General features: G+C 54.9%; 14 protein-coding genes. 6 read left to right on the top strand and 8 right to left on the bottom strand.

The window, feature by feature from the left end:
• Positions 1-140: 140 nt before the first annotated feature.
• On the top strand, positions 141-497 hold the full coding sequence (locus PHC90_05165; GenBank protein ID MDD3845734.1) for a phosphomannose isomerase type II C-terminal cupin domain: 357 nt from the start codon (positions 141-143) through the stop codon (positions 495-497).
• Positions 498-651: 154 nt separating this feature from the next.
• A complete protein-coding gene (locus PHC90_05160) occupies positions 652-921 on the top strand; it encodes an HU family DNA-binding protein (GenBank protein ID MDD3845733.1) in 270 nt (89 codons plus the stop codon).
• Between the two features lie 149 nt (positions 922-1,070).
• Here PHC90_05160 and hemC read toward each other — a convergent pair whose 3' ends face one another.
• From hemC to PHC90_05135, 5 genes are read right to left on the bottom strand one after another with little or no spacing between them, the layout of a single operon-like run.
• Positions 1,071-1,979, bottom strand: a complete 909-nt coding sequence (hemC, locus tag PHC90_05155) for a hydroxymethylbilane synthase (GenBank protein MDD3845732.1) — start codon at positions 1,977-1,979, stop codon at positions 1,071-1,073.
• Positions 1,942-3,240 (bottom strand): glutamyl-tRNA reductase, encoded by a 1,299-nt coding sequence (gene hemA / locus PHC90_05150; GenBank protein ID MDD3845731.1) that lies wholly within the window; start codon positions 3,238-3,240, stop codon positions 1,942-1,944. Before hemA ends, hemC begins: the two co-directional genes overlap by 38 nt.
• 2 nt (positions 3,241-3,242) lie before the next feature.
• Positions 3,243-4,058: a c-type cytochrome biogenesis protein CcsB gene (ccsB, locus tag PHC90_05145; GenBank protein ID MDD3845730.1), complete on the bottom strand. Its 816-nt coding sequence runs from the start codon at positions 4,056-4,058 to the stop codon at positions 3,243-3,245.
• Positions 4,055-4,699 (bottom strand): bifunctional precorrin-2 dehydrogenase/sirohydrochlorin ferrochelatase, encoded by a 645-nt coding sequence (locus tag PHC90_05140; GenBank protein ID MDD3845729.1) that lies wholly within the window; start codon positions 4,697-4,699, stop codon positions 4,055-4,057. The genes ccsB and PHC90_05140 overlap by 4 nt, the downstream gene beginning before the upstream one ends.
• Positions 4,683-4,958 (bottom strand): acylphosphatase, encoded by a 276-nt coding sequence (locus tag PHC90_05135; protein MDD3845728.1) that lies wholly within the window; start codon positions 4,956-4,958, stop codon positions 4,683-4,685. The genes PHC90_05140 and PHC90_05135 overlap by 17 nt, the downstream gene beginning before the upstream one ends.
• 141 nt (positions 4,959-5,099) lie before the next feature.
• Between PHC90_05135 and PHC90_05130 the strand changes: the two genes are divergently transcribed.
• From PHC90_05130 to PHC90_05115, 4 genes are all read left to right on the top strand, one after another.
• Positions 5,100-9,245, top strand: coding sequence for an acyl-CoA dehydratase activase (locus PHC90_05130; GenBank protein MDD3845727.1), 4,146 nt, complete (start codon positions 5,100-5,102; stop codon positions 9,243-9,245).
• A complete protein-coding gene (locus tag PHC90_05125; GenBank protein ID MDD3845726.1) occupies positions 9,245-10,534 on the top strand; it encodes a hemolysin family protein in 1,290 nt (429 codons plus the stop codon). Before PHC90_05130 ends, PHC90_05125 begins: the two co-directional genes overlap by 1 nt.
• 370 nt (positions 10,535-10,904) lie before the next feature.
• Positions 10,905-11,474: a hypothetical protein gene (locus tag PHC90_05120; GenBank protein MDD3845725.1), complete on the top strand. Its 570-nt coding sequence runs from the start codon at positions 10,905-10,907 to the stop codon at positions 11,472-11,474.
• A 46-nt stretch (positions 11,475-11,520) separates the two neighbouring features.
• Positions 11,521-12,237 (top strand): hypothetical protein, encoded by a 717-nt coding sequence (locus tag PHC90_05115; GenBank protein ID MDD3845724.1) that lies wholly within the window; start codon positions 11,521-11,523, stop codon positions 12,235-12,237.
• Between the two features lie 122 nt (positions 12,238-12,359).
• On the opposite strand, the gene PHC90_05110 is transcribed toward PHC90_05115, so the two are convergent.
• The 3 genes from PHC90_05110 to PHC90_05100 all read right to left on the bottom strand — a co-directional run.
• Positions 12,360-13,718, bottom strand: a complete 1,359-nt coding sequence (locus PHC90_05110) for a hypothetical protein (GenBank protein ID MDD3845723.1) — start codon at positions 13,716-13,718, stop codon at positions 12,360-12,362.
• The gene (locus PHC90_05105; protein MDD3845722.1) at positions 13,715-14,674 is read right to left on the bottom strand and encodes an acetyl-CoA carboxylase carboxyltransferase subunit alpha; all 960 of its coding nucleotides are present in this window, start codon (positions 14,672-14,674) and stop codon (positions 13,715-13,717) included. Before PHC90_05105 ends, PHC90_05110 begins: the two co-directional genes overlap by 4 nt.
• The coding region (locus PHC90_05100) for an OB-fold nucleic acid binding domain-containing protein (protein MDD3845721.1) at positions 14,658-15,923 on the bottom strand (1,266 nt) is incomplete at its 5' end. The genes PHC90_05105 and PHC90_05100, both read right to left, overlap by 17 nt.

Genomic DNA, 15,923 nt, shown 5'->3' with positions numbered 1-15,923 from the left:
TGGGGAGAGAAAGAAACCGGGGTTGGTTTGGCATACGTCGTGCTGTATGAAGCCAAGGGTTTGATATCCTGTCGGGTCTCCTGATCCCGGCCTAAAGCAGGAATGACGGGCAGATGAGTGGAATGGAGGACTCCAGGTATATGACAGAGAGAACAATTGAGAGAGACGACCGGCCCTGGGGCTATTTTGAGATCTTGGCCGATCTGCCTGATTGCAAGGCAAAGAGGATAGTCGTGTACCCGGGTTGCCGTCTGAGCCTGCAAAGGCACAGGCACAGGGACGAACACTGGTTCGTCATCGCCGGGAGCGCCATTGTGACCGTAGACCGCAAGGAAATTCCCCTCGGCAGGAAGGGTTCCGTTGATATCCCCCGCACTTTTCTGCACCGTGTGAATAATATCGGCTTTGAGGATTTTGTCTTCATCGAGGTACAGATCGGAGACTATTTTGGAGAAGACGACATCGAACGGATGGAAGATGACTATGGAAGGGCGTAAATAGGGGACTTACGCCGAAAAGCAGAATGTGAAGGGTTTTTCACAAATCCCCAAAAAAAATCTTGCATATTTTGTAGATACAGGAGTATAAACTATCTATACGGTGGTCGCTTCGGGAACCAGCGTCAAATAATAGTCTAAAGGAGGGGTATGTATGACAAAGGCAGAATTGATTACTAAGATGGCAGCAGGGTCAAAGATATCCAAAGCCGCTGCCGGCAAGGCCTTGGAAGCTTTTCTTGATGGAGTGAAAGCAGCTCTGAAGAAAGATGAACGTGTAACGCTTGTTGGTTTTGGCACTTTTTCCGTTTCCAAGAGAAAGGCCCGCAAGGGAAGAAACCCCAGAACCGGCAAAGAGATCAAGATCCCTTCACGGAAAGTCCCGAAATTCACAGCAGGAAAAGCTCTTAAGGACGCAATCTAATCAGATCCCGGCTAATGTTTTATAAATGCCTCCGCACATCTGTCGGAGGCATTTATATTTTGTTCATCACCCATACCTGTCGAAAATAAACTATACGGGAGCGGACAGACAGACCCCTCTTCTAATGGATTATTTTGGACAGCAGTGGCCTATGATCCATAACCTGTGGCCATGTGTTTCAGCAGGATACTTGAGGCGGTGGTTACCAGCATCTCCTCCGAGCCGACTTTCCCCGAGAGCTTTTGATGAACGAGAATGGCGCCGCCTTCGTTTCCCAGTGAAAGGGAGAGGTCGATGCGGTCCTCTTCGATACGCGCATGGATTCCAAGGGGAACGTTGCATCCCCCCTCCACTGACGCCTGGATGGCCCTTTCGATGGCAACTTCCCGGGATGTTCTTTCGTGGTTGACCGTCTTGACGAGTCCTGCCGCTTCGCCGCCTCCCCGGATCTCGATCCCTATCGCACCCTGGCCCGCGGTGGGGACCATGATGTCCGCCGGGATGATCTGGGTGATCGCTGTCTCAAGGCCCAGCCGTCTCATGCCGGCAACGGCCAGGATGATGCCGTCGAGGTTTTCTGTGGCCATCTTCCTGATACGGGTGTCCACATTTCCCCTCAGGGGGATCACGTCTATCCCCCCACGGTATCTCTGAAGCTGGGCCCTTCTGCGGAGGCTTCCCGTCCCCACGCGGCAGCCGCTTTGAAGGTCGCTTATGCTCTTATACCGTGTCGAGACAAAGGCGTCCCTTGGATCCTCGCGGACCATGACGGCACCGATGACCAGGCCCTCGGCAAGCTCGGCGGGAAGGTCTTTCATGCTGTGGACGGCGATGTCGATGCCGCCGCAGACAAGCTCTTCCTCGATCTCTTTGACGAAGAGGCCTTTCCCCCCGATCTGTGCAAGGGGTTTGTCCCATACGGTATCGCCCGTTGTTTTGATGGTCCTTATCGCGAATTGATGGCCGGGGTTCGCGTCCCTCATGGCATCTATCACCATCTGTGTCTGCCTGAGGGCCAGCTTAGAGCCCCTCGTCCCCACTGTCCATGTCATTTTCATCGTTTTCCTCGAATTGAAACAGCTTTTTCAGGGTGTCAAAAACGGCGGGGTCCCCGTTCTCCTTGAGCAGCGCCAGGTAGGGGTGGACGAGCTTGTTCATGATCGCCCTCGTCATGCCGTCGATGTTATTCACCGTCTCGTCGTCGCTCGCTCCCATCTTGCCAAGGGTCCTTTTCATTTCCTTTATCCTGATCTCTTCGGCCCGGTTCATTATGTGACCGATGAGGGGATTCACGTCGACCTTCCTGAGCCAGTTGGAGAACCGCGCCGCCTCGTCATCTATGATGACCTGTGCTTTTTCGGACTCCTTGACCCTGCTGGAAAGGTGCTTCTGGGAAAGCTCCTTGAGGTCGTCTATGTCGTAGAGATAGACGTTGTCCATGTCGTTCACGGCGGGGTCGATGTCCCGGGGGACGGCGATATCGATGAAGAATATGGGCCTGTTCCTGCGTTTCTTCATCACCGCCTGCACGCTGGCCGGGTCGATGAGGGGTTTTTCCGACCCCGTCGAGGCGAGGACCATGTCGACCTCGGCAAGGAGGTCAAAGAGTTTCTCGAAGGGTCGTGCCTCGCCGATGATCTCGTCGGCCAGCTTTCGGGCCTTCTGGTAGGTCCTGTTGGTAATGAGGATATCGGAAAGCCCTCCTTTCTGGAAATATTTCAGGGCTATCTCGCACATCTCGCCCGCTCCGATGACGAGTATCTTCTTTTCCTCGAGGCTGCCGAATATGTGCCTGGCAAGCTCCACCGCCATGGAGCTTATGGACAGGGGATTGTACCCTATCCGTGTTTCCGTCCTTATCCGTTTGGCGACGTTGAAGGTCTTGTGAAATGTCTTGTTGAGAAAGAAGCCCGTCGACTTTACGGAAGCGGCAAGGCGGTATGCGTCCTTTACCTGGCCGAGTATCTCCGGTTCGCCCATAACCATGGAATCGAGGCCCGAGGCGACGAGGAAGAGGTGACGGAAGGCCTCTTCGTCGGAAAAGCTGTACATGTAACGGTTGAACCATTCATCGGGCGCGGTGAAGACCTCGGAAAGCACACGGCGGACCTTGTGCATCATCTGGTCCTTATCCTCGCCGGAAAAGTAGATCTCGGTCCTGTTGCAGGTGGAAATGATGACCGATTCCGCCACGCCCTTTTCCCGGATCCTCTTCAACAGGTCGGGTATCGACTCTTCCTTGATGTAGAGCCTTTCCCGTATCTCCAGGGGGGCCGTATTGTGGTTGAGTCCGAGTATGCCGATAGCCTGTTTTTTCATGATCACATATACGTATGCATGCCCTTGAGGAGGAAATTGACCCCGAGGAAGGTGAAAAGAACGAGAAAGACGCCGAGTATCATCATATAAGCCGTCTTCCTTCCCCGCCATCCAAGGGCGAGCCTGTTATGAAAGAGGATCGCGTAGACGATCCATGTGATGAGCGACCATGTTTCCTTCGGGTCCCACCTCCAGTAAGAACCCCATGCGAAACCTGCCCAGATGGAACCTGTTATTATCCCCGCCGTGAGAAAGGGGAAGCCGAGGGACATGCACCGGTAGTTGATGCGGTCGAGGGTAGCAAGGGAGGGGAATTTTTCCGAAAAGAGGAAGGCTCTCTTTTTCTTGATCTCCTTTTCGATGATGAGATAGAGAAGGGAGATGAAAAAGCCGAAGACAAAGATGCCATTCCCCAGGAAGGAAAGAACGGTATGGACGGGAAGCCATGCGCTCTGCAAAGCCGGAATGAGGGGCCGTATCTCGCTGGGAAAGTTCAGCGACATGATAACGATGAGGGAAACGAGGGGGGTGATGATGCTCCCTATCATGTGGACATGATAGACCCTCCTGATATAGATGAAAAAACCGGCGACGCACAGGGCCAGAAAGGAAAGGGACTCGTAGACGTTCGTGATAGGGGTGTAGCCGGCCTCGAAATAACGCGCCACAGCAGAAGCGAAGTGGACCACGAAAGCGACGACGAGAAGATAATACCCCGGCTTCTCGAAGCGAGGTTTGTTCGAAGCGAGGCTCACGGCATAGACGAAGGTCGAAGCAAGATAGAAACCGAGGGCCACGTGATAGAGGTGGATGTTCATGCTATGCCTTCGCCGAGGACCTTCTTCATACCCTTGAGACCCCTTTTGACGACGTCCCTGATGTCCATGGCGCCGATATCCTTCATAATGGCCCTGCGCCTGCGGGGGTCGGGAATGGTATCGATGAGGTGCCGTCTCAGGGCGCCGATGATACGGGTGTAGGCAACATAGTCTTTGGTCACCGTCTTTTCAATGGCCTGCCGTATCTTTTTCGATGCCATGGGGAGGACTCCCGACGTGGATATGGCTATGGTGACGTCCCCCTTCCTGATGATGGAAGGAACAATGAAATCGCATTCTTCGGGCTTATCAACGACATTGACAAGGACGCCCCTCAGCGCGGCATCCTCGCGCACGGCTGCGTTCGTCTCCCTGTCATTGGTGCAGGCAAATACGACCGCCGCTTTGTCGAGATCTCCCCGGCGGTATTTGCGCGTGTGAACCCGTATTACCCCCGTATCGGCAAGATGTGCCAGTTTTTTCGTGACCCTGGGGCTGACGACGGTTACCGAAGCATTGAACTTAAGGAGCATGAGCGCTTTTCGCTCGGCGACACTCCCGCCGCCTGCGATCAGGCATTCCTTTCCCTTCACGTCCAGAAAGAGGGGATAGTAATGATGTCGGTCAGTATCTGATTTCAAAGGTAAGGAACCCACCGGTATGATCTTCCCGGGAGACGTCGGTATGTTCTACAAAAGCGCCCCCGGGGCCTTTCCGCGACCATTGGACCAGCTTCTCTACGGCCTCTTCCTCGCCTTCGCAGACGATCTCGACACCGCCGTCAGGGAGATTCCTGACCCATCCCGTAAGACCGAGACCCTGCGCCTCACGCTGTGTGCTGTAACGGAAGAAGACACCCTGCACCACGCCTCTGACGATTATATGTACCCGTGTTTTCAAAACAATGGTCCCGTGTATGCCAAAACCCCGCCAACGCACGTCTGGTAGCACATTTTATTGTTGGTACCGGGTTTTTGTATTATACTTATCACAACATTCCCATAAAATCAAAAGCGTGTTGACCATTTGGGGGAAGACGATATGTATAGAGTTGGTATCGATATAGGTTCCGTGAGCGTGAACGTTGCAATCGTCAATGAGAACGGGAAGATCGTCAAGTCACAGTATATCCGCCACAAGGGAAAATCATTCATAGCGGCGAAAGAGGCCATCGAGGAGATAGCGGGGGCCTGCGAGGTGGAGTTCATCGCCACGACGGGCTCGGGCGCGAAGGTCTTCGCCTCTCTCATCGGTGCTCCCTTTGTTAATGAGATCATCGCAATTTCACGGGCCATGGGTCACCTTTATCCTTCAACGGGAAGCGTTGTCGACATTGGAGGAGAGGATTCAAAACTCATTGTGTTCGAGCCTTCCGGGAGAAAGAGCAGTCCCCTGCGCGTGAAGGACTTTTCCATGAACGCGCTCTGTGCCGCCGGCACGGGGTCTTTTCTCGACCAGCAGGCGTCGCGGTTGAGGTTCAGCATAGAGGAATTCAGCGAGGTGGCGCTCAAGGCAAAGAACGTTCCCCGGATAGCGGGGCGGTGCACCGTCTTCGCAAAATCGGACATGATCCATCTTCAGCAGATAGCCACACCGGATTACGAGATCGTTGCGGGATTGTGCTATGCTCTCGCCCGCAATTTCAAGGGCAATATCGCAAAGGGCAAGGATCTGGGGACGCCTGTCGCGTTCATCGGTGGTGTGGCCGCCAATGCCGGCATGAGGGGTGCCCTCAGAGACGTGTTCGGATTAACGGAGGAGACGTTTTTCGTTCCCGAGAACTTTACATCCCTCGGGGCTGTGGGGGCAGTCTACGCCGTCCTTCAGGATCCTTCGCTCAAGGTGCCTTTTGCCGGCCTTGAGAGGCTCAATGCCTACCTGAGCGAAAAAAGGAGCGAGGCAACCCACGAGCCGCTTACCCTTTCCGCCGCGAATATGAGCGTGGCCTACGACATGAAGCCCGTCACGGGCAGGACGAAGGTGTATCTTGGCGTCGATGTTGGGTCCATCAGCACCAATCTTGTCCTCATCGACGAGGACCGCAGTGTTCTCGCCAAGAGATATCTCATGACCGAGGGCAGGCCCCTCGAGGCCGTCAAGCGCGGTCTTGCCGAGATAGGGGAAGAGGTCGGCGACATGGTGGAGATACTGGGTGCCGGCACTACCGGATCCGGCCGCTACCTCACCGCCGACTTCCTGGGTGCCGACATCGTCCGCAACGAGATCACCGCCCAGGCGCAGGCCGCCATCGACATCGACCCCGCCGTGGACACCGTCTTCGAGATAGGCGGACAGGACTCCAAGTATATAAGTATCGACAACGGCGTGATTGTCGATTTCGAGATGAACAAGGCCTGTGCGGCGGGTACGGGTTCCTTTCTCGAAGAGCAGGCCGAGAGGCTCGATATTTCGATAAAGGAAGAGTTCGGCTCCCTTGCCCTGAGGTCGAAAAAACCCGTGAAGATGGGAGAACGGTGCACCGTTTTCATCGAATCCGACGTTATTCATCAGCAGCAGCGAGGTGCTGACAGGGAAGACATCGTCAGCGGGCTTGCCTATTCCATCGTCCAGAACTACCTCAACAAGGTCGTCGTAGACAGGAGAGTGGGCAAGCGGATATTCTTCCAGGGCGGCACGGCCTTCAATAAAGGTGTGGTCGCCGCTTTTGAAAAGGTTCTCGGCATGCCGATAACGGTGCCTCCCCATCATGATGTAACGGGTGCCATCGGGGTCGCCATCCTGGCGATGAAGGAAAAAACCTGGGAAATAAGCGGGTTCAAGGGCTTTGACCTCAGCAAAAGGTCTTATGCCGTGGACACCTTCGAATGCAAGGGGTGTGAGAACCTCTGCGAGATACGCAAGGTGACTGTTGAGAACGAGAACGCCCTCTATTATGGAAGCAGGTGTGAGAAGTATGATGTGGTTCGCAAAGGTGAAAGAAAGGAGATGGCCGATCTCTTTTCCATGCGGGAAGAGATACTCAACGAGATCTGCGACAGGAAGGCCGGAAAGCACACGATGGGCATACCGAAGGTCCTCCATATGCACGAACTCCTGCCGTTCTGGAAGAGCTTCCTCTCAGAACTGGACTTCGATGTCGTCGTCTCCGACATGACGAACAAGAAGACCGTAAGAGACGGTGTGGAGAACATCATCGTGGAGAGCTGTTTCCCCATAAAGCTCGCCCACGGACACGTGATGAACCTGCTTCAGAAGGGTATCAAGGACATTTTCATACCCAGCGTCATCAGCCTCAAGAAACCCTCGAAGCACGCCAGGAACTCCTTTGCCTGTCCCTATGCGCAGTCGCTGCCCTATACTATCAAAGGATCCATCGATTTCGAGGGAAAAGGGGCCCGGGTTCTCACACCCCTCATCCGTTTCGGGGAAGGGAACGAGGTCGTTCTCGCCGATCTTGCAGAGCACTTCAAGCCCTTCGGGAAGTCAAAACGGAGCGTGAAGAAGGCCTTCGAGACGGCGCTTCTGGTGCAGGATTCCTTCTATCGCCGTCTGACCGAGATGGGCGGCGCCTTCCTCTATTCGTTGAGGGAGGACGAGAAAGCCATGGTCATTATCGGCCGGCCATACAACAGCGCCGACCCGGGGGCCAACCTCAACATCCACAAAAAATTGCTCAATCTCGGCGTCCCCGCGATACCGATGGACATGCTCCCCGTGAACGACATGATCGAGGACCCCGTCGACCTGGAGCACATGTACTGGGGTTATGGACAGAGAATACTCAAGGCTGCGCGGGCCGTCAAGGGCAACAGGAACCTTTACGCCATATATGTGACGAGCTTCGGTTGCGGCCCCGATTCATTCATTTCTCACTTTTTCAAGAGGATAATGGGAAACAAGCCCTATCTTTCCCTTGAGATTGACGAGCACAGCGCTGACGCGGGGGTAGTCACGCGACTCGAGGCATTCCTCGACAGCATCAATAATGCCAGGTTCGATGAAGAGATCGTGGAACACAAGGTCACACCCTTTGAAATGGATGGACGGCGCAGGAAGATCTTTGTGCCCTACATGTCCGATCACTCCCATACCCTTGCGGCCGCCTTCAGGGCCTGCGGAGTCAGCGCGGAGGTCATGAAGGAATCCACCGAAGAGACGGTGCTGGTGGGCCGGAAATTCACATCGGGGAAGGAATGCTATCCCTGCATACTCACGACGGGCGATATGTTGCGAACGGCCCGCAGCGAAGGTTTCGACCGGGCGCAGAGTGCCTTTTTCATGCCTTCCGGTGAAGGCCCATGCCGCTTTGGCCAGTACAACCGTTTTCACAGGATGATCCTCGACGAGGCCGGTTTTACCAATGTTCCCATTTATGCGCCCAACCAGGACCACCGGTTCTACAAGGAACTCGACATCGTGGGAGGAAAATTTACCCGCCTTGGCTGGAGGGCGGTCGTCGCGGCAGACCTTCTGACCAAGATACTTCACGAGACGCGCCCCTATGAGAAGACCCCCGGAGAAACGGACCGGGCGTATGCGGACGCGCTGGCTCAGGTCACCCGGTGCATAGAGAGGGGTGGGCAGGACATTGACGTGGTGCTCAAGGAGGTCCTTGGGAAGTTCAGGGCCATAGAGCGCCGCCAGGAGAAGAGACCGACGATAGGGCTTGTCGGTGAGATCTATATACGTTCGAACAAGTTCAGTAACTCCCAGCTCATCAGGGCAGTGGAGGACCTCGGCGGGGTGGTATGGCTTGCGCCCGTTTCGGAATGGATCTCCTACGTGAACTACACGGGCAAGAGAAAGAGCAAAAAACGGGACACCCTGCTCGGCGTTCTCGGTTTCATCATAACCCAGTATATCCAGAATAAGGATGAGCACCTGATGGAGGATATCTTCGTGCCCTTCATAAAGTACGGACCTGAACCAAAGATAAAGGACATACTTGAGAAGGCAAGTCCCTATATCCACGACAGCTTTGAAGGCGAGGCCGTCCTTACCGTCGGCAAGAGCGTCGATTTCGCCCATAAGGGAGTCGCCGGGATCATTAACGCCATGCCCTTCACATGCATGCCGGGCACCGTGTCGAGCGCCATCATGCGTCTCATCCAGAAGAACCATGACCTGCCGGTCATCAATATCGCCTACGATGGGCAGGGTTCGACGAACATCCTGACGAGGCTCGAGGCATTCATGCACCAGGTGAAGGAGCGCGTCAGGGATTAATGGGCGATCCGCTTGTTGACATAGTCATCATCGTCGTACTGCTCATCCTCAATGGTCTCTTTTCGGCCACCGAGACGGCAATCGTTTCATCCCGTACGAGCAAGATAAAAGAGCTCTTAAAGAAACGAAAAGACCGCAGGACGGAGATGCTCCTGCAGATGAAGGAGAACCCGGAGCGTTTCCTGTCGACGGTACAGATAGGCATCACCCTTTTCGGCACCCTCGCCTCGGCCATCGGCGGGATCATGGCGGCAAAATACCTCATGCCCTTCATCGAGAGGGTTGAGTTCCTGAGGCCCTTCTCGGAGTCCGTCTCCCTTGCCGTCGTTGTGGTCATCCTCACGTATCTCTTCATTGTCTTCGGGGAGCTTGTCCCGAAATACATCGGCCTCAACTACAGGGAGAAGGCCGCTCTCGCGGTTCTGCCCTTCTTCAATCTCGTATCGCGCCTCTTCTCCATCTTCGTGAACTTTCTTTCCGTGACGACCCTCTTTTTCGTCAAGACCCTGGGTATCAGCAAGGGAGAGGAACACGTCGGCGAGGGGGAGATAAAGATCCTTCTCGAGGAGGGAAGGCGAAGGGGCGTCTTCGACAAGACCGAAGAGGAACTCATCAACAGGGTCTTCCATTTCAGCGACCGCTCCGTGCGGGAGGTCATGGTCCCCCGCCCCAATGTCTACGCCGTGGATGCCGATGACGACAGGGAGAAAATGCTCGATTACATAATCGGCAACGAATTCTCCCGGTACCCTGTGTACCGGGAGACCCTCGACAATGTGATCGGTTTCATCTATCAGAAGGACGTCTCACGCCACATCTGGAAGACCAAGGAGTCCTTCGAGCCTGAAAAACTCATGAAGCGCCCCTTCTTTGTCCCGGCCACGATGGAGATAAGTATCCTGTTGAAGCAGATGCAGCGCACGCGCCGCCACCTGGCAGTGGTCATCGACGAATATGGCACCGCCGTGGGCATCGTCACCCTCGAAGACATCATGGAGGAGATATTCGGTGAGATCATGGACGAAACGGACGTCGAGGACAAGATCGAACGCAACCGTGATGGCTCCTACCTTATCGATGCATCCTACTCCATCCGCGACCTCAACAACCGCCTCGACCTCGACCTCCCTGAATCCCCCGATTACGAAACCTTAGGCGGCTTCATAACCACACAGCTCCAGGGCCTCGCCAAGGGCGGTGAGGCCATCTATTACGCCCGCTATCGTTTCACTGTCGTCGACATAGACGGGCGGAGGATCGTCAAGGTCAAGTTTGAAAGGGTGAAGTGAAAGAGGCGGTGTCAGGGGACAGGAAATCAGGGTTGGTGTTGTTGTAAGGCTTTGCTGTGGTATCCTCGGCTCCCCGGACTACTGTCCAGAAAACGATTGGCAGAAATAGACGGGTTCCGTCCCTTAATATGGCAGACCTGCAGTTTTTTCTACTTCTCCTTTTACCCCCCCTAATAGAATAAGCAAAAAGTTGATTCAGCGGGGTTGCCTCGGACGCACTGCGTGCGCTCGGGAATTGAGGGTTGTGACCTGGCCCATTTCACGGCGTCTGAAGGGGGTTGGATTGGTTCTAGCCATGAGCGATTATCAGTATGCCGGGACAAGGGAGCGAAGGAATACATGAGATAAGAGATACGACGGAGGGTCCCCGATGAGTCTGTTTAAATGTTACCTGAACTTCCTGTTGCTGCTTGACCTGTCCCTGCTGCTGCTCGTTGTGATAGGGTTGTTTCGTATAAATGACAACACGAGTTTCTTTTACAGGCTCCTGACGCCTGTTCAAAAAGCCCCGGAGAGAATGAGGGGCCTCATTCATAACGGGAGGGCTGTTGTTACCGTAATCGTCTCGTCTTTCATGCTGTTATTCTGGGTCACCTCCCTCGACCCCCGGTGTGCCTGGACAGGGCTTTTTGCAACACTGGCGATCACGTTTCTGTGTTTCAGAAAAGCGACATTTCTTCAATTCGTACTGCTTTCATCCCTGACGAGTCTGAGCTGCCTGATAGCGTTCCACATGACGGAATTCCTTATCGTTTATCTGTTGACAATGGTGCCGCTGACAGCCTCATATCTCACGAACCGCTTTGTCCTATCGGAAGTATTCCGGTCCGAGCGAACCGGGGCCGTGATATCGGTACTTTTCTTGTTCTCTCTGGTGCTTGGCTTTTTGATAGGAACCGCGCCTATATCGTATCGGCTAAAGGGATTGGGATGGTTTTAAAGGGACCTCTGGGAACAAAAGATGATAATTGAATCGGGGGAGGTGTATGATGCCAAAGGTTACAGTATATGTGAGGGTTCCCACGACGGAATCCCTGAAGACGCATACGTACAATCATTCTTTTATTCAACTTGGGGACAGTTCAACTGAAGTATACGGCTTCGAGCCCGTGGGAAGGCCAACCACGACGCAACCCGGAAGGGTCGTCAATGATAGCTGGCGGTTGAAGGCGGAAGACTACCAGGCGAAGATGACCTTTGAGGTGACCGGAGAGCAGTATAATGAGATTGCTGCCGGTATCGACAAGGCCATCAAGGATCCACCGAACTATCAAATACTTGCAGCCACTTCCGCTGACAGCACCGACCGTCAATGCTCCATGTTCGTAAACGATCTGCTCAGCTCCGCCGGTGTTCAGACCGACCTCGTCGAGTGCAAAACACCATATACCCAGTTTGGCTATATCAAAATGAAGGAAGTGTTCGAATCGATGAAGGGTTTCATGCCCGATTTCAATGACAAAATGGATATAGACAAATTTATCATGAAGTTTTGGGGGGCTCCCTTTTCTTCGGTTGAGAATGCCCTGAAAAGCTGCACGGAGACGGGCGGGCTGGATAGCGGTTTTTTGCGTGGCAATGATGCGGACAACGATGCAATCGTGCGGGGTGGCACGAGCCCGATGGAAACAGCCGCCGTGGAAAATGACCCGGGAGATGAAGAGGATATGTGCACCTGCTCGTCGTTCTATCCCGGGTGCTGAATTGAAGTTGGGGCAGGCTTGAAAGGTCGACCAAAAGAGTGTTTCCGCGGGACCGGCGCTGGCGCCTCGGACTTTCCTGGATCCCGGCTTTCGCCGGTATGACAATCGAGGATAGAAGCGCCCTAAAAAACTATCGTTTTCGCTCGCCGCAGAAGGAGCGCCTCTGTGTGTTCCCGTTCCCTTTCGAGCCCCTTTTTGCCCATCATTGCCTTTGTGTATATCTTGCCCTGCTCGACGCCGGGCTGGTCGAAGGCGTTAACTCCGAGTAGGTGGCCCATGATGGCCGTGACCATCTCGAAGAGGTAGAAGAGGGCGCCCAGGTTGTAGTCGCTTACCTCGTCGAGGATGAGGGAGATGTTCGGGGTCTGTGCCTCGGTCAGGGACAGGCGCGTGCCCTGAAATTCGGCGTGGAAGAGGGATTTCATATCCTTGTTGGCCAGATACTGCACGTCCTCCAAATAGTCGAAGCTTGCGGGAATGGGGACTTCCTGCGTGGCGCTGTAGAAGAGGATGATACACTTGTCCCTGGGGCCGTCCACGTAGAGCTGAAGCTGGGAATGCTGGTCGGTGACGCCCAGCGATTTCGTGGGTGTCGGCCCGAGCCCCTTTTTACCGAGGCTTTCGCCTTCGAGTTGCCGGAACCAGTCGGCGAAGCCGGCGAGTCTTTCGCTGTAGGGCATGATGACGTGTATCTTCTTTGCGTTCCTGTCCATGAGATAGAGGATGGCGGCGAGGACGAAGGCCATGTTCTCTTCGCCGTCGTACCGGACCGTGTGGGCGGCCATGCCCGCGGCGCCGGCGGACAGCTTCTTGATATCGAGGCCCATGAGCGCGGAAGGGAAGAGCCCGACAGGGGTAAGGACGGAGAACCTGCCGCCCACGCCTTCGGGAAGGTTGAGGACGGCGTAGCCTTCCTTGCCTGCTATCCTGTTGAGAAGGCCCTTTTCCTTATCGGTAATGAGGACTATCCGCTGCTGGTAACCAGCCGATTTCCGCATCAGTTCGTTGAAGAGCATGAACTGGGAGATCGTCTCCGGGGTTTCGCCGGATTTGCTGATGACGACGAGGAAGGTACGGTCGATATCGGGGATGATGGTCTCGATGATGGCGGCCATCTTGTGGGGGTCGATGTTGTCGAGGATGAAATACCGCGGCCTTCCGTCCCGGAAACGCTCCTCCTGATTGTGAAAAGGGTGGAGGAGGGCGTCGAATATTGTCTGGGTCCCCAATGAGGAACCGCCTATCCCGAGGAGGACGAGGTTTTTGATGTCCATTGCGGCGGCCTTGTCTGCAAGCACCTGCATCTCGTCGAACTGGAACCGTGTCGAGGGCAGTGTCATGAAGGCGAAGGGGTTCGCGAGAAGCTTTGCATAATAATCACTTATCTTCGCGAGGGTATTCGCGAACTCCGCAGCATCGATGCCGTTGGCACCGACCGCCTCAGAAAGCGCGTTGGTTATGTCCATGGTTATTGTTTTCATCGTTTCTCCTGGAATACACCCATGTTGCGAAACTTGTCGTAGCGCATCTGTTTCAATGCTTCGGGATCAACTTCCATGAGCTCCTTGAGATTCCTGTCGAGCACGCCGCGTGTGTTGTCGAAGGTCTTCTGCCAGTCCCTGTGAGCGCCGCCGAAGGGTTCACCGATGATCTCGTCGGCAACCTTGAGCTTTAGAAGGTCCCGGGCTGTGGGTTTCAGGGCGTCCGCAGCCAGCGGTCCCTTGGTCCCGTCCCTCCAGAGGATGGCCGCGCAGCCTTCGGGGGATATGACGGAATAGGTTGCGTTCTCGAGCATGAGAACCCTGTTGCCCACGCCGATGCCGAGCGCCCCGCCGCTGCCGCCTTCGCCGATGACGATGGAGATGGTGGGGACGCCAAGGGAGAACATGAAATAGATGCTCGACGCTATCGCCTCCGCCTGCCCCCGCTCCTCCGCTCCCACGCCAGGATATGCCCCCGGTGTATCGATGAAGGTGATGACGGGCTTGCCCCATCTCGCCGCCATGTCCATGACGCGCATCGCCTTCCTGTAGCCGTCTGGATGGGCCATGCCGAAATTTCTGTGGGCCATTTCCCGGACGTCCTTGCCTTTCTGGTGGCCCACAACGGCCACATTCACACCTTCGAAGCGGGCAAAGCCGGCCACGAGCGCAGGGTCGTCCTTGAATTTCCTGTCGCCATGGAGTTCCACGAAGTCGGTGAAGAGACCGTGGACGTAATCGAGGGTGTGCGGGCGGTTCAGGTGACGCGAAAGCTGGGAGCGCTGCCAGTTCGATAGATCGGAGTACGTGTCCTTCTCGATCTTGGCGATCTTCTTGCGCAGAGTGACCAGTTCTTTTGCGTAGTACGGGTCGTTTTCATCGTAGAACCGCTCTATCTCAAAGATCCTTCTTTCCAGCGGTTCAAGTTTCTTTTCGAAATCAAGGTAGTATCTCATCAATAACCTCTACGTCCATGCCTTTCTTGAAGTGCTTAAGAATGACGTCTTTTCTCCTGGGATCGATCCTGATGCTTGTGAGGGGGAGGGACTGCCTTTCTCCGTTGAGCTGAAACTCGAGAAGCACGGCCGACCTGCCCCTGACGCTGAAGAGGATATCTTTCAATACCCTCAGGTCTTCTTTCCTGATGACCTCGCAATGTATCCGAATCCTGACGGTCTTCAGGAGTTCCCCCGTTAATGTCTCGAGGAGGGTCACGGACTTCCCTTTTATCCTCGCGCCGCCGTCCTCCGACCTTTCGAGCGACCCTGTCACCATGAGGGGCTTTCCGCTCTGGATGACAAAGTGGTTCTTGCCATAGAGGTCGGGGAAGCAGATGACCTCCACGATGCCCTTTGTGTCCTCGAGAGTGACGTATGCCATCCTGTCGCCCCGCTTGGTCGTTATCTCCTTCAAGGTGCTCACGATACCCGCGATGCTGACGTCCTCAGACGTGTCTGTCTCCTTCAGGCTCTGGCTGTCGTAGGGGGTAAGCTCGGTTATGAGGCTCTCGTAGGGTTTCAGGGGATGTTTGCTGAAATAGAAGCCGAGGGACTCCTTCTCGCCAAGGAGGATCTCGTCGTGAGAAAGTTCGTCCATGATGGGGACGTCGAAAGAGACTGTCGTCTCGGCGATCTCTGACTCCCCGAATATACTGCCCTGGTTGAGATTGTTCTTTGTGTCCCGCTTTGTCAGTTTGTCGAGCATTTCCTGGGCGAGGTGCAGGACCTGCGATCTCTTCAATCCAAGGCTGTCGAAGCAGCCTGCCGTGGCGAGGCTTTCGATGACCTTCTTATTGACCTTGCGGGAATCGATGACACTGCAAAAGTGCACGAAGGATTTGAATCCTCCCGCTTCCTCGCGCGCCTGGATGATGCTCTCTATGGCCGCCTCGCCCACGTTTCTGACGCCGGAAAGCCCGTAGCGGATCTTTGAATCGACGATGATGAAGTCGCTCTCGCTCGCGTTGACATCGGGAGGCAGGATCTCTATGCCCGATTCCCGGCATTCCCCGATGTACTTGACGAGTTTGTCGGTATCGCCCACCTCGGTGGTAAGCATGGCTGCGAAATAGTGGATGGGGTAATGTGCCTTGAGGTACGCCGTCTGGTAGGCGATGTACCCGTAGGCCGTGCTATGGGACTTATTGAATCCATATTCGCCGAAGCGCTGGATGATGTCGTAGATCTTCTCCGCAACGTCTCGGGG

The organism is Syntrophorhabdaceae bacterium (assembly GCA_028698615.1).
GTDB lineage: Bacteria > Desulfobacterota > Syntrophorhabdia > Syntrophorhabdales > Syntrophorhabdaceae > Delta-02.
This window is presented reverse-complemented; position numbering and strand designations above follow the sequence as displayed.